This window comes from Myxococcus sp. XM-1-1-1 (assembly GCF_020037095.1).
In the GTDB taxonomy this organism is placed as follows: Bacteria; Myxococcota; Myxococcia; order Myxococcales; family Myxococcaceae; genus Myxococcus; species Myxococcus fulvus.
Genome location: NZ_JAIQDH010000023.1, coordinates 97,977 through 118,789, shown reverse-complemented (window position 1 = coordinate 118,789; position 20,813 = coordinate 97,977). Strand labels below are relative to the sequence as shown.

Here is a 20,813-nt window from a genome sequence, read left to right as displayed (position 1 = left end):
GACGCCGCTCCCCTATCACGCCCCGGCGGGGGACGCTCAGCTCCAGGCGATGTCGTACACCGCTTCCTCGCCCTGCCGACGGACCACCTGCACGGAGGGGTGGCGAGCGCCGCTGGCCTCCAGGCCCGCCAGGAACAGGCCCACGTAGAAGCCCGCCACCACGACGGGGCGGCAGGTGAGCGCGTAGTGCCCGGGCCCTCGGGGCTCCAGCGTGGCCTCCAGGTAGTTGGTGCCCGTGCGCAGGTTGCGCGTCATGCGCGCCAGCATGCGTTCAGGGCCCAACAGGCGCACGGTGGTGAGCAGCGCCCCGCCGATGAGCGTCCCGCTGAAGCCCTCCACGAAGCGGCGGCCGACGACGGCGGCGCCCTCCTCCAGGGGCAGGTGGGGGGCGAGCGTGTCAGCGGCGACCTTGAGCGCGCCCAGCCACACCTCCAGGGGATAGGCGGGGGCGAGCTTGCCCTGGGTGTCGACGCCCACCTGCTTGAGCCGTCCGACGCAGCGCTCGTCGAGCTGGTCTCCCAGCGCGCGGATGAGTCCTTCGAAGCTCTGGGGGAAGACGAGCGGCTCGCGGGTGTCCAAGGCGGGCGGCATGCTAGCCAGCCGACAGCGCGCGCCGCATCCGACAGGTTGCCGGGGTCCTGGGTGGGTGGAGACATCCTCTGGTGAACATTTGTCTCGTCCCCCGGGGTGAAGCGCGGGCCGCGAGTGCCTAGCTGGGAGGGGCATGCGGTGGTGGATGGCGTGGGTGGTGGTGGCGGCGGTGTCCGTGACGGGGTGTCCCATCGCGTGCACGAAGGAGCGGCCGCGGGTGTTCCAGCTCAAGGGCGAGGTGGGCTCGCGCGGGCCGGACTTCGCGGTGGCGCTCTACCAGACGGTGGGCGTGCGCATGGCGCCGGGCAACCACCTGACGTGGACGAACAACGGGGACGTGTTCGACGTCATGGTGGAGGAGGTTCGCCGGGCGAAGGTCTCCATGAACCTGGTGATGTTCATCTGGCGGCCGGGGCGGGCCTCGGACCGGATGGTGGAGGCGATGGCCGAGCGCGCCCGCGCGGGCGTGGCGTGTCGGGTGATGGTGGACCCGTTCGGCAGCGCGGGGTTCGAGGCGGAGGTGAAGCCGAGGCTGGAGGCGGCGGGGTGTCGGGCGCACCTGTTCCGCCCGCTGCCCGCGGACGAGAACCTGGCGCGCAACCACCGCAAGGTGCTGGTGGTCGACGGGCGGGTGGGCGTCACCGGGGGACTGGCCATCCAGGACGAGTGGCTGGGCAACGGCCTGAGTGAGCGCGAGTACCGCGACACGAACGCGCGCGTGACGGGCCCGGTGGTGGAGCAGATGCAGCAGGCGTTCGCGGAGAACTGGCAGGAGACGACAGGGGAGCTGTTGCCGCCGGAGGACTTCCCCACGCTGGCCTTGCCGGTGCCGGGGCTGGATGGCGCGGGTGAGGGCTGGGCGGCGTTCGTGGGGAGCACGGCGAACCCGGAGGTGACGCGGGCGGAGCGGCTGACGCAGTTGCTGGTGCGCGCGGCGACGAAGCGGCTGTGGATTGCGCAGTCGTACTTCACGCCGAACGGGCCGCTATCGGAGCTGTTGCAGGAGCGGGCGCGCGCGGGCGTGGACGTGCGGGTGCTGGCGCCGGGGGACATCAACGACCAGAAGTTCGTCACGGTGGCGCAGCGGGCGACGTACGACGCGCTGTTGAAGGCGGGGGTGCGCGTCTGGGAGTACCAGCCGTCGATGATGCACGCGAAGACGATGTTGGTGGATGACCGGTTGGTGTTGGTGGGGTCCATCAACTACGACCCGCTGTCGTTCAACATCCTGGAGGAGGGCTCGCTGGTGTTGGAGGACCTGGACGCGGCGAGGCAGATGGAGGCGTTCTTCCTGGAGGACCTGTCGCGCGCGCGGGAGGTGGGGGACACGGGGCAGGTGTCTCGCTGAGCACGGTGGAGCGCCGTGGGGCTGGGCAGGAGGGGGCCGGTGTGCTGAAAGAGCGGGCCTCTTCCCCTCTTGTCTGTCGGAGTCCGCGCGCCATGACCGAGCCCTCCCGTCTTCTGTTCGTCGCTGGCGCCACGGGGGCCACGGGGCGCAACGTGGTGAAGCAGGCGCTGGAGCGGAACGTGCCGTTGATCGCGCACGTGCGCCCGAAGAGCGCCCAGACGGAGCCGGCGCGGAGCTGGCCTCGCAAGGCGCTGGTGGAGCTGGCGCGCGGGGACGAGCTGGCGGAGGCGATGAAGGGGAGCACGACGGTGCTCCAGCTCATCGGGACGATGCGCAAGCGCTTCGGGTCCGGGGACACGTACGAGACGAGCGACATCGGCACGACGCGGCACCTGGTGGAGGCGGCCCGGCGCGTGGGCGTGGACCACATCGTGTTGCTGAGCTCGGTGGGCGCGGGGCGTCCGGTGGGCGCGTATCTGAAGGCGAAGGCCGAGGCGGAGCGGCTGGTGCGCGAGAGTGGAATCCCGTGGACGGTGGTGCGTCCGCCCGCGTTCGAGGGCGAGTACCACCACCCGCCCGCCATCCTGCGCACGCTGGCGAAGCTGAAGCCGCTGCGTGGGCTGCGCCCGATTCACCTGGACCAGCTCGCCGCCGTGCTGCTGCGTGTAGCGGAGCGGCGAGCACCGCTGGGCGCGGTGCTCGAGGGTGACAGCCTTTGGAGCGAGGTGGCGGCGACCGGGAAGTGAGGCCCGGTGGCGCCGATTCACGTCCCTACGCGCATGAGCGAGAGAAGTCAGACCCACGTGATGCGCAGGCCCGCGTGAGGAATCCACGCAGGCCATCTCGCTGCGACGCTCTCAGAGAATGACTGGCTCGCTCAGCTCATCCCCCTCCTCATTCACCTGGACGAACTCCAGGTCCATGGAGACCTTCCGCTCCCGCGCCAGCGTCGCGAGGCGCTGGAGCCGATCACGAGTCGGGCTGAGCGCACCGCTCATCGACCCCTCGAGCAAATACCGAGGAGGGTTCCCAGGTCGCGTCGCCGCCTCGTGGCAGAACAGGTAGAACCCGTCGCTCTCAGACACCATCTCGACGCCAACCCGCCCCACTCGGGTCCGGGGCTCCGGGATCTTGAATCCATCCTGGAGAAGGCGAGAGAGCACCTGGGCATCGTCCGTCTCAAAACTGCCGGTGAATGTGAACTTGTCCATGACGTAGGCCTCAGTTTCCACCGATGCGCATGTCCGGGACCACGTCGAAATCACTATTGCGCCGCATGATCGAGATGGTCTCGAGGTTCAGGTGCTCGTAGGTCGCCGCCAGCGACTTCGCCAGCTGCTTCAGGCCCTTGGAAAGGTCCGACTTCGAGTTGATGTTGCCATTGAGCATGGCGTTCGCGAACGTCTTGGCGTTCGCATTGTACTTCTTCGGATTGTCGTCGATGTCCCGAGCCACCGCCATCAGCTCTTCGGGCGACATGTTCTTCAGGTCCAGCGCCTGACCGGGCTTGCCAGGCTGGTCAGGATTGGCCAGACGGGCCTTCCCATCGAAGTAGTCCACCAGCAGGTTGTCGAACGCGGCACCATCCATGAACACCGCGAGATCGACATCATTGGCTTCGGGGTTACGGAGCGAGGACCCCTGGACACGCACATCATCCGTGGGGAAGCCCGCCTGCTCCACTCCCTGCAACAGTTCCTGACCAAACCTCTCGAACTCCGCCCGGTCATTGAACTTGTAGGGGAAGCCCCGTGGACTGACCTCATTGGCCCAGTTCGCCATTTGCTGCTTCAGGTCCTCGGCACTGATGGGCTTCGCGTCACGAGAGCCCGTGTGGACCATGTCCGTGATGAGCTGCTCGTCCAGCCCCAGTTCCTGGCCCCGCTGCACGATGCCCTTCAGCTCTTCATCGCTGTAGCGCATCGTGTAGGTGTTGTTCTTGTTCACGAAGCTCGGGTTCGCGATGCGGTCCTCGACCCGCTGACGCACCCGGTCCTCGACGGAGCCTTCACCATCACCACGCGGGTTTACGCCCGTCGTGTCCTCCATGGCCACGTGGCCACGCCCCGACACCAGAGAGTCCACCTGCGCGGCGTGCGTACGGAGCTGGTCTTCCACGCTGGCGATACGCTGTTCCAGGTCCTGAAGCCGCGCGGCACTTGCGGGCGTTGACTGTCCAGAGGTCGAGTTGATCGCCTGGGTGAGCTGTGCCTGCGTCGCCTCCATCGTCCGTAGGATGCCGTTGAGCTTCTGCACCTCCAGCCGCGACTCGAAGCCCTGCGTGCCGTACCCCGGCATGCCGGTGATGGCCTGCTTCACCTTGTCGACGAGCTGGCGCACCTTGCCGAGAGTGCCCTCGTAGCGCTGGAGGACGCGCGCCGTCTCCATGTGCGCCTGGATGTCCTCCTTCGTCGCGTCCGGGCCCGCCTCGATGTGCACCTTGCCGTTGTCGTAGCGGACCTGCGTCGTGCGCCCGTTGAGCTCGGGGTTGCGCACCACGGGCACGGGCGGACGGCCCGTGTTGTCCGTGCCCACCTCGGGCTGCGTGGGACGCGTGTTCTCCGGACCGTTCGTGCGCGGCACCGGGATGAGCTGGCCCGTCGCGGGATTCACGCGGAACTCGGTGGGCCGGTTCTCCACGCGGTTCTGCGGAGGACGGCCCGCCTGCTCCGGGTTCGTGGTCGTGCCCGGACGCGTGTCCGTCCCCGTCGTGGTCCCAGGCTTCGAGTCCGTGCCCGTCGTCGTGGTCCCCGGCTTCGAGTCCGTGCCCGTCGTCGAGCCCGGCTTGTTCGAGCCGTTGGTGCCGTTGCTCCCGTTGGAGCCGTTCGACCCATCGGAGCCGTTGGTGCCATTGCGCCGACGACCGCCCAGGCTCACCGTGGTACCACCACCGCCGCTGCCGCCCTCGGCCGTGACGTCGCGGTGGCGCGCGTTGACCTCGAAGTCCACGACACCCAGCTTCGCGCCCACGCCCAGCTCGCGGTCCTTGAACGAGCCCGTGGTGAACTGCGCGTCGACCTTCACACCCTCGAACGCGTTGTCGAAGTTGCCGTTGACCAGGTTCTTGGTGATGGTCTGCACCTCCTCGCCGCTCAGGCCGCTGACCTCGGCGGTGAAGAAGCGGCCCTCGGGGCCCGCGTCCACCGAGCCCTCGATAGAGAGGCTCGTCTCCGCTGGCCCCGCGAACGCCGCCGTCGCCGGACTCGCGATGAACGCCAGCATGTCCTTGGCGTCCACCTTGCTCGCATCCAGCGGAATCGACGTCTCCATGCTCACGGAGCCCGTCACTTCGCCGCCGATGTTGATGCCCGCCTTGCCCTTCAGGCCACCCGCGATGCTCGCCGCGCCGGAGCCCTCGATTTCAATCGAGCGCACCAGGTTCGTCGGCTTGCCCTTGTCGAACTCCACCCGGTAGCTCGTCGTCGCGCCGATGCTCGCCGACAGCTCCGCGCTCGCGGGACCGAACTTGCCGCCCAGGCCCGCCTCCGCCTCGGCGCCGATGTTCACCTCCATCGCCGACAGGTGGTCGAGCATGAACTTGTGGTCTTCACCGCCCGACGCGAGCGCCGCGGGTCCCTTGCCCAGGATGACCGCCGCCTTCGCCGCCTCCTCCGGTGTGTCGAACTTCATCTCCACGCGGCCACCCGCGGACACCGACGCCGAGCCCACCAGGCCCACGCCGACATCCCCCGTCACCTCCGCGGACAGCTGGTACTTCCCATCGGCGGTCTTCTCGACCTCGACCTCGCCGTCGATGCCGGCCTTGAGGCCGACCTTCACGTCGAGGTTGCCACTCAGCGTGATGGTATCGCCCGGGCTGTTGAGCTTCTTGATCTCGTCCGCCACCGCGCCCTCGATGGGGGCGGTGATCTGGTCGATGGCCATGTCGATGGGCTTGAGGACGACGTCCTTCGCGAAGCCCAGCGCATCCTTGGCGAAGTCTCCGGCCATCCCGGCCAGGTCCCCGAGTCCCTCGGTGACGAAGTCCTTCGCGTCCTCGTACCAGGGGAGCTGACGCTCCTTGTCCAGCTCCTTCGGCTCCTGGTCCTTCTTCACCTGGCCGTTGGCATCGACATCGAAGCCGACGTGGTCGTACTTCCAGCGGTTGTCACCCGCCTCCTGGAGGCTCTTCACCTCCGTCGGCTGGTGCTTCATCTGCAACTGCCCGTTCGCGTCCACCGTGCCCGAGGACTGCGAGACGGTCTGTGTGCGATTGGCGTGGCCCTCGTCGAAGCGCGAGCCGTCCGGGTCATACCCCGTCACGGTGGTCTTGCTGGTGACGTTGCCCGGCGTCTTCTGCGACACGGCCGGCAGCGAGTCCGTCAGCACCGCGTCCTTCGGGCCGCGAGTCACCTCCTGCTGATTGCGCACCACCTGCACGCCATTGCCGTTCTTGTCGGAGGACAGCGGCTGCGTGGCCACCGACTCGGTCTTCTGCGTGGAGACCGCCGGCTCGCCCTTGGCGTTGTACTTCGTCTCCTCCGTCACCGTGAGGCTCGACTCCCCCGGCTTCAGCGACGTCGGCGAGTTGTTCGTCTTGTGGTGGTCCTCACCCTTCGACGCGTCGTTCAGCGCCTTGTTCTGCGCCGCCTCGAAGCCGTTCACCGCGTCGGCGTTGAAGCCCGGAGTCTTGATCTCCGTCTTCTTCACCTGCTGGGTCGGGATGCCCCACTCGTTGTAGTCCGTCTGCGTCGTCTGCGTCGCGGGGCCCTTCGGCGTCCCAGGGCGGTTCGCCAGCGACGCCGGCGGCTTCTCCATCCGCACCTCTTCCGTGCGGCTCTGAATCTTCGGCGGCGACTTGGAAACGTCGTACTTCGTCGTCGACGACGTCGTCGTCTCGCCCGTCTCCGGGTGTTGCTGCGTCTGGCTCTTCTTCGACTCCAGCCCCGTCGTCTTCCCCTGCGCGTCCGACGTCTTCGTCCACGTCGTCTCGCCGGTGGCCCCTTCCTTCCCCTTCTCCTTCGCCGTCACCGTGGACGTGTAGCTGCCGTCCTTCTTCACCGTGACGGTGTTCCCGCTCTTCGCGTCCGACAGCGTCGTGTCGCCCGTCAGCGCGTTCTTCTTCACGTCGTACGTCGCGCCTGACGACGGGTCCTTGTACTTCTCCCCGTCCTTCAGCTTCGTCGCGTCCTGCAAATCCTTCGCGTCCAGCGCGTCCAGCGCCTCCGGCGGCTTCTCTCCCTCCACCGGCTTCACCGAGTTCTCCGGCGGTGGCGCCGTCGTCCCCAGCAGCTTCTCCAGCTCCGCCTTGCGCGCCGTCCCGTCGAACGCCGACACCAGCTCGTTCTTCTTCGGCTTGACGCTCTCGATGTCCTTCTGGCTGTACGGCTGCGGCTTCTTCTCCTTCACCGCCTCCGTGTTCGCCTTCCCCATCGCCTCCTCGGCCTTCTTCGCCGACAAGGCCACCTGCTCCTCCGCCGCCTGCAGCTTCTTCGCCGCCGCGGCCGCCTTCTCGTCCGCCGCCTTCTTCGCCTTCTCCGCCGCGGCCGCGTCCGCCTGCGTCTTCTTCGCGTCCTCCGGCTTCTGGCCCGGCTTCTCCGCCGCCTTCTTCGCCGCCTCCGCCGTCTTCTTCGCCTCCGCCTGCTGCTTGCGCGCGGCCTCCGCCGCCTTCCGTGCCGCCTCCGCCGCCTTGCGCGCGGCCTCCGCCGCCTTGCGTGCCGCTTCTGCTGCCCTACGGGCTTCTTCCGCCGCTCTGCGCGCCGCCTCTGCCGCCCTGCGTTGTGCCTCGGCCGCCGCGGCCGCGCTCGAAGACCCTGCTCCACCCGTAGGTGCCAGACTCATGGCGCTCCCCTTTTCCTTCTGAATCGACACCTCATTATCGGAAGGAGGGAAAAAACGTTCCCTCCCCGGATGCGAGGCGTTCCGATCATTGCCGGGTGATGACTATCAGGCTTCAGCGCCAGACGTCCCACACGCCTGCCCCTCGGTCTGACAGCCTCCCATCAAGGACTTACAGCGACATGCCACGGCGACCGGCAGTGCGCGCCTCCAGCCCGCAAGGGATTGATTGAGGCCCCGCATATGTAGACACCGTCGAAAGACAGCCTCATCGGAACCGTTGGGGCCCCTCCATGACCATTGCCAACAAGGCCAGAACGAGCGGACGAGCGTGAAGTCCTGAACGAATGAACGGCCGCTCAGCGCATCGACGCCCTCTCACGGTGCGGTCAGCCACGGCGTCCCATCGAAGCCCAGCCCACGGGGCCACGCCGATGACCCGTCACCCGGCCCTTCGCGGGGAGGTCCGCCGTCGCCCCACGACGCGGAGGCGCGGCGGTCGAGCCGAGCCCGAAGCGGGTCGTCACGCCCACGGCACCGAGCCCTCGACGCCGTCGCGCCCCCCTTGCACGTGGCGAATGACACAAGGCATCTGCCAGCGCGCGGCATGAGAGGGATTGTCGCGTGGAGGGCCGCGCCAGGAGCCTCGTCGATGCGAGCACCGCGTCCACGCAAGCCGGCCCGACACGAGCACGGACGCCCCAAGGGCCACCGGTGAACACAGCCAGGGTCACCCGGTGGCGGATGGCGGCGGCGTGTGGGTGGGGACGCGGTAGCCTGGGACCGTTCTCATTCCCCTGCCGAGACACACCATGCTCCGTCTCCTCGTCTCCGCCCTCCTCGCGCTGTCCCTCACCGCCTGCTCGGACGACCCCGACCCCACACCCACGCCGGATGCCGGCTCGGACGCGGGAACACCCGATGGCTCGGACTCCGGAACCGACGCGGGGACGGACGCGGGCTCGGGTGACGGCGGCCCCACGCCCCAGCCGGACGCGGGCCCGGGGACCTCTGGCGGTTCGGGGAAGCTGCCCTGTGAGCGCACCGGTTCGGTGACGAGCAACAGCCAGACGTATCCGTACTGCGTCACGCAGGTGGCGGGCGCGGAGCTGAAGATCATCGAGCCTCGGGTGGGCATCGTCCCCGCGCCGATGCGTCTGGCCGTCTACCTGCACGGCGATGGGGCCCGGGCGCACACGGGGGACACCGCGCCGCGCCTCCAGGCGCCGTGGGCCTACGACAACGACACGCTCTATGTCTCCGTGCTGGCGCCGAACAAGTGCGCGTGGTGGACCAAGCCCTCGGTGACCAACTGCGCCGTCGAGGGGACGGAGGCCGACCGCGACCTCGCGGGTGACAACGCGGCCACGCTGGTGGAGGTGCTCGATGCCCTGCGCAAGGGCTGGAACATCATCAACGAGCCCATCCTCTTCGGCGGCTCCTCGGGTGGCTCGGTGTTCCTCACCGCGAGCTTCCTGCCCAGGTACGGCGACCGCTACCGGGGCGTGTACGCGCTGGGCTGCGGCGGCGAGGCGCCCTGGGGCGGCAAGATGGACTGGGACAGCACGCGCCCCGAGCTGCGCGGCTCCACGCGACTGGTCTACGCCTACGGTGACAAGGACGAGTACCTCACCGACATCCAGGCCAGCCTCACCGCGTTCCGCGGCTACGCCTTCCCGCTGGAGGAGAAGGTCGTCGCCGGTGCGACCCACTGCGCCTTCGACCACATCGGCGGCGTGAAGGACATCTGGGCCGCCGAGCTCGAGGGGAAGTAGCCCGGCGTCGCGCGGGAACGCACTTGCGTCGGGCTTGAACGCGAGAGCCCCCGGAGGCGTGTCGACTCACGACGCGCCCCCGGCCCCCGCACGTGGCCCCCGGGTTGCACTGGCACGCCCCCACGATGCGCGTCGACACCAGCTGCGACACCGCGAACTTCATCCTCGACGGTGACAAGTTCTTCCTGGAGCTGCACCGGCACATCCGCCGCGCGGAGCTGGACGGCAAGGGCGCCACCATCCGCCTGGCGTACTGGAAGGCGGACCCGTCGCTCACGCTGCCCGCGGTGGACGGAGCGCCGCAGCGCACGCTCGCGCAGGCGCTCTCCTCGGCCGCGAAGGCGGGGGTGAAGGTCCAGGTCATCCTGTGGAACGGCTGGAAGTCCGAGTGCTTCGTGCCGCATCACCACTTCTGGCGCGAGGACTGGACCGCGTGGCTGGACAAGTGGAAGCACCTGCTCACGGAGTGGAAGTTCCCCGACGGGAGCCTGGAGTTCAAATACCACTCGTACGCAGGCACCACGCTGCACCCCTTCACCAGCCTCCACATCAAGATTGCCCTGTTCAAGACCTCCGGCAGCGAGGACCTGCTCCTGGGCGGGATGAACCTGGGCGAGGACTACAAGTCCGCCACGACGCATGACGCGGCCAATCACTGGCACGACGCGGCCGTGCACCTGAAGGGAGACATCCACCGCGTCGTGGGGCACTACTGGTCGGAGCTGTGGGCGGGCAAGACGCCACCCGCCGCGCCCCACACCCCGGACAGGAGCGGCGGCGGCAAGGCCGTGACGTTCGTGACCACGGACATCCAGGGCAAGAAGGCCGAGCGGGACATCCGCAAGGAGCTGGTGGGCCACATCCAGAAGGCGAAGCAGTTCGTCTACATGGAGAACCAGGCGCTGACGGACCCGTGCATCATCGACGCGCTGGTCGCCGCCGCGGCGCGCGGGGTGCGCATCATCCTGATGGTCCCACACCCGAAGGAGACGGTGCTCGGGGACTACAGCGGGTACGCGTACGTGATGAACTTCGCCTTCCGGGCCATCGCGATGGCGGGGATGACCAGCTTCACCTCCAAGAGCGCCGGCAAGGTGAAGGCCAGCGACCTCAAGGACTGCAGCCTGCGCTACGAGGGATGGGTCCTCAGCGGCCGCTCGCTGCTGCTGCCGCCGTCGCCGCAGGTCCAGAAGACGGGCTGCCTGGACAACGACACGTACATCACGGACCTGGAGAAGCGGCTGCATGCGGGGGACGACTCGCTGATGCAGTCGTGGAAGCACCCCAACCTGCCGTTCCGTCCGGCGTCGCAGTTCATGAACCGGGGCGTCCACTGGAAGCTGAAGACGGCCTGGCTCGGGACGTGGGAGTACCTGGAGAACATCACGGCCATCGAGTCCGAGTCCTTCAGCATGTACTCACCGCTGCTCAACGGCGCGAAGGGGAAGTCGCCGTATGTGCACTCGAAGGTGGCCATCGTCGACGACAAGCTGGCCTTCATCGGGAGCAGCAACTGGACCTACCGCAGCATGCAGTTCGACGCCGAGGTGAGCGCCGTCATCCAGGACGGAGCGTTCGTGAAGGCGATGCGGGAGGAGATCTTCGAGCACTGGGGGATGCCCAAGAACGTCGACCAGTGGCGCGCGGCGGCGGAGCAGAACGTGGGCAAGACGGACGGCAAGGTGAACATCGTCCCGCTCACACTGGCGGACCTGCAGGTCAGCTACACCAGCCTCACCGCGTGGGGCTCGTGGGCGGCGGGGAACATGATTTGAGCGGTGGGCGCGGCCCGGCGGCTCACGCCGGCACCGCGCGGGCCAGCGCCTGCCGTACCGCGGCGCGCACCGGGGCGGGGACGGCGTCTCCGGGGATGCGCCGACACAACGAGACGGTGCGCTTGAGCGCGTCGCAGGCCTCGTTGCACCGAGGACAGCGTGACAGGTGGTCCTCCAGGCGGATGCAGGCGGCCTGGTCCAGCTCCTCCGTCAGCTCCCGCGCCAGCTCCGGACACCCCGCTTGCTGCCCCGGGCCCTCCTGGCCCAGGAGGGTGGCCAGGTGCTCGCGCAGCTGCATCCGCGCGCGATGCAGCCGGCTCTTGAGGGCGCGCACCTCGATGCCCACCACGTCGGCGGCCTCCTCGGCCGTCAGCCCCTCCACGTCCCGGAGGATGAGCACCTCGCGCTGCGCCTCCGGCAGCGCGAGGATGGCCGCCTGCAACACCTCCCCCAGCTGCCGGACCTGGGACACCTGGTCCGGGGTCGCCCCGTCCGCGGCCACCCTGGAGGCCTCGGGCGCGTCGAGCGGCTGGAAGTCCTCGGGCGCGCCCACACGACGACGGCGCAGGCGGTGGCAGTGCGTGCGCGCCACCTGGAACAGCCACGTGGACAGCGCCGCGTCGCCGCGAAACGCGTGGAGGCCGCGGAAGGCCGACAGCAGCGTCTCCTGGAGGACCTCCTTGGCGTCCTCCTCCGAGCCGCACATGCGCAGCCCGAAGCGATACACCTGCTTCTCGTGACGGGTGAGGACCTCGTCCAGGGCCTCGCCATCTCCCGAGCGCGCGGCCTCCATCAACTGTTCGTCGGTTCGCGTCGACATCCGCCTCCCACCTCCTCCTCGAAAGAACGTCGGAGCCCCTGCGCGCCTTCCTGGAGGGCCCTCCCCTGCCAGCCTCGGCGAGCAGCGCCCGGCAACCGAGGCCACGGGCCCGAGCGCCCGCCCGCGAGCTCGGGCGGCCCCCCGGGCGCGCCAGCTCGCCCCGGCCTCGCTAGTAACGGATGAGCTGATACCCCTCGGCGACCAGGCGCGCCAGCTCCGCCACCCCATTGTCCACCACCTCCGCCTGGGGCTGGAGCTTCTTCGGGTCGATGCCGAACTTCTGGAGCGCGGTGCCGCACGCCACCAGTCGCACGCCCGCGGCCTTCGCGGCCTGGGCCGCCTGCCGGACCTCCTCCGGCACCGCCTTCACCGTCGGGTCCAGCGCCACCACCGCGCGGCCGTAGGTGAGCCACACCACGTCCGAGAGGTGCCCCGACTCCTTCGCGCTCCTGGCGTGGCGCAAGGCGCTGGAGAGCGTGCCGAGGTCCTCCAGGCCCGTGGTGGCCACGAAGACGAGCTTGCCCTGGGGCGCGGGCGTCCGCCGCGACTCGGAGGGCGTCGAGCCGGAGGCGGCCAGGGGGACGGTGACGAGCGAGGTGACGAGCAGCAACACGAGGCGATTCATCGGGACGGACTCCGGCGGGAGGACTACTGGATGGACAGCAGGTGGATGAGGCCCCAGGCGAACAGGGCCAGCGCGGCGAAGCCGACGAGCCCCGCGTAGACGACGCGCAGGCCCGCGCGGCGGACCATGCTCAGGTGGGTGCCCAGGCCCATGGCCGCCATGGCCAGGACCATGAGGAAGACGCTGGCGGTGGACAGCCACGCCCGGGCCCAGGCGGGCACCACCCCCACCGTGCCCAGCACGCCCACCGCGAGGAAGCCGATGACGAACCAGGGGATGGGCGGCTCCTTCAGCGAGTAGCGCACCTTCCCGCCGACCCCGGAGACGAGCCCCAGCACCACGAGCGCCGGCGCCAGCAGCACCACGCGGGTGAGCTTGACCAGCGTGCCCAGGTCCCCGGCGTCGGCGCCAAACGTGAAGGCCGCGGCCATCACCTGCGCCACCTCGTGCAGCGTGGCCCCGGAGAGGATGGCGAGCTGCGCGTCACTCAGCCCCAGGAGCGGCCCCACGAAGACGTAGAAGAGGACGCCCACGGTGCCCAGGACGCCGCACAGGCCCACCGCCAGCGTGGTGTCCTCCTCCTCCGCGCGCGTGACGGAGCTGGCGGCCACCACCGCGCTGGCGCCGCAGATGGACGTCCCCACCGCCAGCAGCGTCCCCAGCTTCTCCGGGACGCCGAAGCGCCGCGTCACCCACCGGATGCCGAGGATGCCGACGACGATGACGGCCACCGACAGCATCAGCACGCGCGGGCCCACCTTCGCCACCAGCCCGAAGTCGAGCCGCGCCCCCATCAGCACGATGCCCAGCCGCAGCACCGTGCGCGCCGCGTACCGCGTGCCCTCCCTCCACACGGGCGAGAGCCCCAGCGACGTGCGCAGCGAGATGCCCAGCAGCAGGGCCACCGTGAGCGGCCCCACCACCTTCAGGCCGGGCAGGAGCGCCAGCGCGTAGCTGACGCCCGCCAGCGCGGCGGCGAGCCCCAGGCCCGGCAGGCGGCGGCGCCACATCGCCTGGGGTTCGGTGACGACGGTCGAGGAGGGAGCGGCGACAGGTGCGGTCATCTCAGGCCCGGGTTCATGACGTCGTGGGTCCGGCGCGGGGCTCATCGCGAGACCTGCTGGGTGCGGAGCACGGCCGGCAGGTCCTCGCCCACCGCGCGGCCCTCCAGCGCGTCGCTCAGTCGAGGCGCGCCGGCGAGGAAGCGGCGCACCGCCTCGTGCGCGTCCAGGTCGAGCACGTGGGGCTCCAGCGCGCCGGGGATTCGACACAACATGTCCGGCGCGTCGCCGTCGCGCTCGCAGGCCGTCACGGTGTACAGGCGCGAGTCCACCACCGGCTCCCCCGCGACCTCGAGCGCGAGGACACGCTGGCCCTTGGGTGCGTCGGCGCGGAAGCGCACCGTCATCCCCGAGGGGCGCGGCAGCCATCCACCGAAGCGGTGCTCCGGGTTTTTCGCGAAGACGTTCTCCAGCTCCTGCTCCCAGAAGGCGCGCAGCTGGCGGCCGCTCACCTTGCCTGTCTTCAACTTGTTGGTGACGGGGAAGAGGTTCCACAGGTCCGCCTCGCGCACGGGCCCGGGCAACAGCGGCGTGCCGAAGCGGAAGCCGTTGGACAGGCCAATCTCGGTCCCGCCCGCGGCGCGGATGGCGTCCGCCAGCATGTTGTCCAGCGGGTTCTCCACCACCGCGTAGCGCGCGAGCGTCACGTCGGTGTGGCCCACCTGCGCCAGGAGCGCCTCGTCGTGCGTGGCGAGCGCGGCCTCCACCTGCCGCGCCATCTCGGGGTCCTCGGGGAAGCGCGACGCGGTCAGCTCGATGAGCTCCCAGCGGCGGTCCACCACCTTCCCCTCCTCGAGCCACAGGTCCAGCCGGCCGAGGAAGGAGCCGAACGCGCCGGGCTCCACCACCCACGTGCCTGCCTGCTCGATGGGGGCATAGGTGCGCTCGTGCGTGTCGCTGGACAGGTGGACATCCACGCCGGGCACCCGGGCCGCGAGCCCCACGGCCTTGGCGAGCCCCACGTGGGACAACAACAGCACCACCTGCGCGCCGTCGCGCTCGCGCGCCTCGCGCACCAGCGTGGGCAGCGCCTCCGGGCCGTCGTAGCGCAGCCCCTGGCTGTATCCGGGCGGCTGTCGACGCGGGACGTCCGGGTCCGTGAAGCCCACCACGGCGACCTTCACGCCCCCCACGTCCTTCACCAGGGAGGGAGGGAAGAGCCGCTCGCCGCTCGCCGCGTCGCGCACGTTCGCGGCGAAGAGCGGATGCTTCAGCTCACGGGCGCGCTGGCGAAGCACCTGGGGGCCGTACACCACCTCCCAGTTCCCCGGCACCGCGCCGTCCAGGCCCAGGGCGTTGAGCGGCGCGATGAGCGCGCGGCCCTCGGTGAGCGCCGCCGCGCCCGAGCCTTGAATCGTGTCACCGCCGTCGAGCACCAGCACGTCGCCACCCCGCTCGGCGCGGATGCGCTGGATGGCGGCGGACAGGCGCGCGAAGCCGCCCGCCAGCTCGATGCGCTCCTCGCCGTCGCGCCAGAACAGCTCCGGGTGCGCGCGCAGCTGCGCGTGCAGGTCGGCCACGTAGAGGACGGTGAGCTGTTGACGCTTCGAGGGCGGCGCGGCGGACTTCGGCGACGCCGCGCAACCGGAGACCAGCGCGAGCAGTGCGAGCAGGGGGCGGAACTTCATCGAGCACCTGGTGAGGGATGGCGGGTGACGCCGGGGAGGACACGTCTCATGCGTCGCGGAGTTCCCGGGCCCAAAGTGCGTCCCTCGGGCTTCCGCCACGAGGCGTCCAGGCGCCCGGGGAACGGGACCGCCTCAACGGCGCGCGCCGACCGGGCGGACACACCGCAAGCGTCGCGACGCTCCCGACCAGGAGCGCTCCTCCTCGAACCTCCACCTCGGAGGAGCGCCCAGGCTCGTGCGCGGACGGGGCGCCATGCGGAGCACCTCGCAGCTTCACGCCGCGCCAGGCCCCGGGCCGAAGTGCCGTGACCCCTTCGCCCCACGCGCCTCACCGCCACGCGGACATGGGGCCCAGGTTGAAGACGTCCTGGAACCCCTGCTCCTTCAGCAGACGCTCGGCGCGGCCGCTGCGTGCGCCACTGCGGCAGTAGACGACCACGGGGGTGGTCGGCGGCCCCAGCTCGCCGAGCCTCCGCGCCAGCTCCCCCACCGGGATGTTCACCGCGCCCGGCAGGTGACCGTCCGCGAACTCCTCGGGCGAGCGGACATCCACCAGCGTGGCCCCCGCCTCCACCCGGCGGCGCGCCTCATCCGCCACGGCGGGGTCTCCCGCGCGCAGGTGTGAGCAGGCGGTGAGGACCAGCCCCACGAGCAGGGCGGCGGTGACGGCGAGGGCGACCTTCATGACGGCTCCATCCGACACCGGAGGCGGAGTGCCCCCGGGAGTGTGGGTTCAGCCCGGTCAGAGCCAGGACGGCGGCAAAAGGATTCAGCGCCCCGGCACGCGTCCTGATTCCCGGGGGGCGCGAAGGGCCCGGGTCAGGGGGCCAGGCGGGCCAGCGCGGCCAGGAGCACGTCGGGCTCGAGCTCGGAGACGGCGAGCGAGGCCCGCGCGTCCCCACCGGGCGCCACGCAGATGCGCTCGCCCACGGGCCCTCGGGTGCAGCGGGGGCCATCGCCCGCGAAGCGCGCCGCCTCCTTCGCCGCCTGCGAGCCCGGCAGGGGCAGGAAGAGCGTCATCGCCTTGCCCCCCTCATGTCGGTACAGCAGCGACGCGGAGAGCTTGCCGTGCAGTCTGCAGCGCCGCGCGCCCAGGAGCGTCGCCCCGGGCACCACCGGCACGTCCACGGGGTAGCCCACCTCCCGCTCCACCCACGCCTTCACCGCCGCGGGGTCCGAGGACTCGAACTCACAGGGCGTCACGCGCGAGAAGGCCTTGAGGTGATGCCGCTCCAGGTCCATCGCCAGCGCCTCGTTCATCCCGCCGGGCCAGGACGTCCACAAGAGCCCCACCGACGCGAGCGCCACGGCCACGCCCGCCGCCAGCCTTCGCGAGGGAGAGGCCCACCTCGGGCGCGGCGCCAGTCCGGTGACTCGTCCCGCCAGCGCCAACGGAACCGGGGCCTCCATGGCGCGCTCTGTCTGCAGGGTCCGCCGCAGCGAAGCGTAACGGGACGCCTCCCGAGCACAGCCGGCGCATCGGGGCAGGTGCTGCTCCACCTCGCGTCGCTCGGATGCCGAGACCTCGCCGTCGAACCACGCGGAGAGCCGCTCCTGCCAGCCGGGGCTACAGGCTTCCATGGGACTTCTCCTTCTCGAGGAAGTCGAACACCGCCAGTCGCGCCCGTGCCAACCGTGAGCGCACGGTGCCCACCGGGCACCCCTGGACCTGGGCAATCTCGTCGTAGCTCAGCTCCTCGACCTCGCGGAGCCACAGCGCGTCGCGCCACTCGGGCGCCAGAGCGTCGAGCGCCGCGCGCATCCCCTCGCTCAAGGCGTGCGCGTGCAGTTCCACTTCGAGGTCGGCGGAGGGCTCGGGCGGGAGCGGCTGACCTCGCCCACCCTCCAGCACCTCCAGGCGGGGCCGCAGTCCACGCCGGGAGTTGAGGAACACGGTGCGTTGTACGGCGAGCAGCCAGGCCTTGAGGCTCGCGGGTTCCTTCAGTGCGCCTCGCTGCTCCAGGGCGCGCGCCAGCGTCTCCTGCACCAGGTCGTCGGCCTCCACCGCGCTGCCCGTCAGCCGTCGGCCCACGCGCCGCAGGGCGGGCAGGTGCTCCAGGGCTCGTTCGATGAAGGCGCGGGGGCTCACGACAGGGAAGACACGGCGACCCGGGTGGGAAGTTCCCACGATGGAACGGGACATCGCTCCCACGCCCGGCGTATCAGGGGCTCACGCACTGGAGTGCGAGTACCTCATGCCGGCGAGCGCCCCTGCCAGGAAGGAAGCAAGCGTGCGCGAGGAGGAGTTCCTCCACAGCCTGGAGAACCTCCACCCGCCCAGGCTCCGAAAGACAGACATCGCGCTCCCCGCCAACAGCACCTGTGGAGACAAGGCGACCGCGCCGCAAGGGTGCGAGGCACCGACAGGCGCGTCGCGGTCCCACTCAAAGCCTGCAATTGCAAGGGCCTGGTCTCGCCGACGCCGCGGGGTGAGGCTGCGCCACCGCGACGGCCATGCACGACCAGGCCTGGATCCAGGACCTGGCAACGGCACGCCTCGATGCGAGCGGCAGCACACCACACGCGGCCGTGACGAGACCGGCCCCTCACGAGCAGGAACGGTGTCCCCCCGACGCGACGAGCATGGGGCCCCATGCCGCGTCCGCCCGGAGGTCTGGCGGACGAAAAGGACCCTACCAGCCCCCTCTGACAAAGCGCGGGGGCGAAGCGACTCCGGTATCACCGCGTGCATCGCGGTTCGATGCCGAAGTTTCATTCCCATACAAATACCCAGACACATCAATCAATGTCAGACCCGCGCGATATGAATCATCTCCAGCGGCGCCATTCCGGACGCCGTCTCAACGGGACATCATTCATCCACATGAAAAGCTCATTGTTTTCCCTGGGTCTCCTGGTCGGACTGACGGGGGCCGGCTGCGCGGGCCTCGAGGAAGGCGAGGCGATGGAGACCTCCGTGGCGGAGGACTCCGCCTCCCAGGTCATCCAGGGACTGAACACGCAGGTCACGGGGACGAGCCCGGTGACGTTCGTCACGTCGTCAGGCAATGTGACGAATTCCTACAACCAGTCCGCCACGACGGTGGTGGCCTACACGCGGGATTCAACGACGGGAGCGTTCACGGCGTACCCGGGCTCGGGCGCCGCGGACGGCAGCATCTCCGTGCCCAACGTCCCTTCCGGCCGCATCTACCTGAGGGTGGGCTCGCGCTTCCTGGTGAGCACGGGCCGCACGTTCGACCTGGGCTCCACGGAGTGGGGGCGCAATGGCCTCTTCCCCTGGCAGCCGACCCCCGTGACGGTGTCCGCGTCCGGCCTGTCTCCCTGGCAGACGGGGGACTACATGGACATGTACTCGTTGAACCCGGGGGCGTTCGGCTACCTCTACGGCAACGAGACGGGGTTCCCCCAGGCGGGCGCGACGTCGTTCTCCGCGCTGAGCTTCGACTACGCCAACATGACCAACCCCGTGTTGCTCAACCACCTCGCCTTCGGGGATGTGTTCTCGCTGGCGCAGATGCGGCTGCAGTCGAGCCCCATGGGCGTGCCCTACCGCTCGATGCACAAGGTGCTCGAAGCGAACCTGACCCATGCGGATGGCCAGTCGACCTCCGTCTCCGGGACCTTCACCCAGCCCGCGGCGACGGGCACGTTCTCGGTGGACTGGAGGCGCTCGGCGTTCGACGCCCTGCGCACCCAGGTGAACCCGAGCGCGGTGAGCACGTACAACGAAATCTGGATGTCCGCGCGGCCGGCCGCGGTGGGCCAGGCGCTCGCGTCCATCAGCGGGCCGCCGCTCCTGGTGAAGCTCAATCCTGACGCGCTGAAGACCGACATCGTCACGGGGAGCATGACCTACAACAACCCGTTGCCGGCGACGTGGCAGAAGGTGGCGTTGGCGGCCGCGGGCTTCACGAAGACGTACGCGCTGGGGACGGCGACGCCCTTCACCATGAGCGTGGACATCCGCGTGGACCAGGAGGCGAGCGCGTTCTCCGCAGCGCCGGTGCAGCCCCTCATCGGGCCGGTGCAGGCGCCGCTCGTCAACACCCGTGGCGCGTTCCAGACCCTCACGGGCGTGGGCACGGACGCCTCGCTGCGCTGGTCGAAGCCGCTGATTGGCACGGCCACGAACTATGTGGTGAACATCTACCGGCTGGGCACGAGCAACGGCGCCACCACCGCGACTCGCGTGACGTCGCTGCACACCGACCTGCAGAGCGTGTACCTGCCGCCGGGCGTGCTCCAGTCGGGCCAGACGTACTTCGCTGAAATCCAGAGCTGGTACCAGCCCGGTTCCGACCTGGCGACGAGCCCGTTCAAGCGCGCGCTGCCGCGTGCCCGCGCCAGCGTGCTCACGGGGACGTTCAGCCCGTAGGCTGTGAAGTCGTGGGGAGGGAGGGATTTGGATTCCCTCCCTCCCCGTGGTTCGTGTCGAGCTCCCGCCTCAAGGCGAGGAGAGCGGCTCCACCGTCGTTGAGCCGGGGCTCCGCGCCCCCGCGCTCCCGCGCGCCCATGGCAGGCGCGCGAGGAGGAAGCCGCCGAACATCGCGGCCACGAAGACGAGCACCTGGGGCGCGCCGCTCGCCACCGAGGTGAGCGCGGGACCAGGGCAGTAACCGCCGAGCCCCCAGCCCACGCCGAAGAGGGCCGAGCCCGCCAGGAGCTTCGCGTCCGGCCTGCCCCGGAGGAGGTCGGGGAAGCGCGGGGCGAACAGCGGCCGCCCGCGCCGGAGGATGAGGGGACGCAGCGCCGCGTGCACCGCGATGGCGCCGCCCATGACGAAGGCGAGCCGGTAATCCCAGTCGCCCGCGATGTCGAGGAAGCCCTGGACGTTGGCCGGGTCCGTCATGCCGGCGAGCCCCAGTCCGAGGGCGAAGATGAGACCGCTGAGGAAGGCAGTGATGAGAAGACGCATCGGGAGTTTCCGTTAGAGGACGTGACGGACCACGAAGACGGTGAGGGCGCCGGTGGTCATGAAGGTGAGCGTGGCCCAGAAGGAGCGCTGCGAGCCTCGGCTGAGACCGCAGACGCCGTGACCGCTGGTGCAGCCGTTGCCCAGCCGCGAGCCGAGGCCCACGAGCAACCCGGCGCCCACCAGCACCAGCGTGCCGCGGGCGCTCGGGGAGGCGGACGCGGGGAAGGTCTCGGGACGCAGCCAGACGAGCAGCAGCCCGCCCGACAGCAGCCCCAGGAAGAACAGCACGCGCCAGGCGACGTCACCGCGCACGGGGGCCAGCAGCGAGCCCACCACGCCGCTGATACCGGCGACCCGGCCGTTGGCCCACAGGAGCAGGGATGCGCTCAACCCGATGAGCGCACCGCCGAGGAGAGGAAGCAGGAAGGAAGAAGCCATGTCACGTGAGAGCCCGTGCGCGCCGGAAAGGATTCGCGCGGGCGTGAAGAATCCTTTTGGAACGCGTCGGGCTCTCACCCTCAGGAGGCAACGAC

General features: G+C 70.0%; 17 protein-coding genes. 5 read left to right on the top strand and 12 right to left on the bottom strand.

From position 1 onward, the window contains the following. Positions 1 to 36: 36 nt before the first annotated feature. Entirely contained in the window at positions 37 to 591 is a 555-nt protein-coding gene (locus tag K8640_RS33960; RefSeq protein WP_223750867.1) for a DUF2378 family protein, read from the bottom strand. 133 nt (positions 592 to 724) lie between these two features. Between K8640_RS33960 and K8640_RS33955 the strand changes: the two genes are divergently transcribed. Further along, positions 725 to 1,939: a phosphatidylserine/phosphatidylglycerophosphate/cardiolipin synthase family protein gene (locus tag K8640_RS33955; protein ID WP_223750866.1), complete on the top strand. Its 1,215-nt coding sequence runs from the start codon at positions 725 to 727 to the stop codon at positions 1,937 to 1,939. Positions 1,940 to 2,031: 92 nt separating this feature from the next. Then, positions 2,032 to 2,685 carry an SDR family oxidoreductase gene (locus K8640_RS33950; RefSeq protein WP_223750865.1) on the top strand — a complete coding sequence of 218 codons (654 nt, stop codon included), beginning with the start codon at positions 2,032 to 2,034 and terminating at the stop codon, positions 2,683 to 2,685. Positions 2,686 to 2,796: 111 nt separating this feature from the next. On the opposite strand, the gene K8640_RS33945 is transcribed toward K8640_RS33950, so the two are convergent. Together K8640_RS33945 and K8640_RS33940 are read right to left on the bottom strand one after the other, a co-directional pair. Continuing rightward, positions 2,797 to 3,150: a hypothetical protein gene (locus tag K8640_RS33945; protein ID WP_223750864.1), complete on the bottom strand. Its 354-nt coding sequence runs from the start codon at positions 3,148 to 3,150 to the stop codon at positions 2,797 to 2,799. 10 nt (positions 3,151 to 3,160) lie between these two features. Then, positions 3,161 to 7,720 carry a hypothetical protein gene (locus tag K8640_RS33940; protein WP_223750863.1) on the bottom strand — a complete coding sequence of 1,520 codons (4,560 nt, stop codon included), beginning with the start codon at positions 7,718 to 7,720 and terminating at the stop codon, positions 3,161 to 3,163. Positions 7,721 to 8,529: 809 nt separating this feature from the next. Between K8640_RS33940 and K8640_RS33935 the strand changes: the two genes are divergently transcribed. Further along, positions 8,530 to 9,492, top strand: a complete 963-nt coding sequence (locus tag K8640_RS33935) for a hypothetical protein (RefSeq protein WP_223750862.1) — start codon at positions 8,530 to 8,532, stop codon at positions 9,490 to 9,492. 125 nt (positions 9,493 to 9,617) lie between these two features. Next, positions 9,618 to 11,267: a phosphatidylserine/phosphatidylglycerophosphate/cardiolipin synthase family protein gene (locus tag K8640_RS33930; protein WP_223750861.1), complete on the top strand. Its 1,650-nt coding sequence runs from the start codon at positions 9,618 to 9,620 to the stop codon at positions 11,265 to 11,267. 22 nt (positions 11,268 to 11,289) lie between these two features. Here the strand turns inward: K8640_RS33930 and K8640_RS33925 are convergent, their stop codons facing one another. The 7 genes from K8640_RS33925 to K8640_RS33895 all read right to left on the bottom strand — a co-directional run bounded on the left by K8640_RS33925 (position 11,290) and on the right by K8640_RS33895 (position 17,490). Next, positions 11,290 to 12,087 (bottom strand): sigma-70 family RNA polymerase sigma factor, encoded by a 798-nt coding sequence (locus tag K8640_RS33925; protein ID WP_223750860.1) that lies wholly within the window; start codon positions 12,085 to 12,087, stop codon positions 11,290 to 11,292. Positions 12,088 to 12,256: 169 nt separating this feature from the next. Next, a complete protein-coding gene (locus tag K8640_RS33920) occupies positions 12,257 to 12,712 on the bottom strand; it encodes a DsrE family protein (RefSeq protein ID WP_141329137.1) in 456 nt (151 codons plus the stop codon). A 23-nt stretch (positions 12,713 to 12,735) separates the two neighbouring features. Next, positions 12,736 to 13,776: a YeiH family protein gene (locus tag K8640_RS33915; RefSeq protein WP_223750859.1), complete on the bottom strand. Its 1,041-nt coding sequence runs from the start codon at positions 13,774 to 13,776 to the stop codon at positions 12,736 to 12,738. A 41-nt stretch (positions 13,777 to 13,817) separates the two neighbouring features. Then, positions 13,818 to 15,401, bottom strand: a complete 1,584-nt coding sequence (locus K8640_RS33910; RefSeq protein WP_223750858.1) for a bifunctional UDP-sugar hydrolase/5'-nucleotidase — start codon at positions 15,399 to 15,401, stop codon at positions 13,818 to 13,820. A gap of 328 nt (positions 15,402 to 15,729) precedes the next feature. Further along, positions 15,730 to 16,086: a rhodanese-like domain-containing protein gene (locus K8640_RS33905; RefSeq protein ID WP_223750857.1), complete on the bottom strand. Its 357-nt coding sequence runs from the start codon at positions 16,084 to 16,086 to the stop codon at positions 15,730 to 15,732. 134 nt (positions 16,087 to 16,220) lie between these two features. Beyond that, positions 16,221 to 16,982 carry an anti-sigma factor gene (locus K8640_RS33900; RefSeq protein ID WP_223750856.1) on the bottom strand — a complete coding sequence of 254 codons (762 nt, stop codon included), beginning with the start codon at positions 16,980 to 16,982 and terminating at the stop codon, positions 16,221 to 16,223. Beyond that, a complete protein-coding gene (locus K8640_RS33895) occupies positions 16,969 to 17,490 on the bottom strand; it encodes an RNA polymerase sigma factor (protein WP_223750855.1) in 522 nt (173 codons plus the stop codon). The genes K8640_RS33900 and K8640_RS33895 overlap by 14 nt, the downstream gene beginning before the upstream one ends. 735 nt (positions 17,491 to 18,225) lie before the next feature. Between K8640_RS33895 and K8640_RS33890 the strand changes: the two genes are divergently transcribed. Then, a complete protein-coding gene (locus K8640_RS33890) occupies positions 18,226 to 19,740 on the top strand; it encodes an ABC transporter substrate-binding protein (protein WP_223750854.1) in 1,515 nt (504 codons plus the stop codon). A gap of 69 nt (positions 19,741 to 19,809) precedes the next feature. Here the strand turns inward: K8640_RS33890 and K8640_RS33885 are convergent, their stop codons facing one another. After that, on the bottom strand, positions 19,810 to 20,280 hold the full coding sequence (locus K8640_RS33885; RefSeq protein WP_223750853.1) for a DUF6691 family protein: 471 nt from the start codon (positions 20,278 to 20,280) through the stop codon (positions 19,810 to 19,812). A gap of 12 nt (positions 20,281 to 20,292) precedes the next feature. Beyond that, positions 20,293 to 20,718 carry a YeeE/YedE family protein gene (locus K8640_RS33880; protein ID WP_141329151.1) on the bottom strand — a complete coding sequence of 142 codons (426 nt, stop codon included), beginning with the start codon at positions 20,716 to 20,718 and terminating at the stop codon, positions 20,293 to 20,295. Between the last annotated feature and the right edge of the window lie 95 nt (positions 20,719 to 20,813).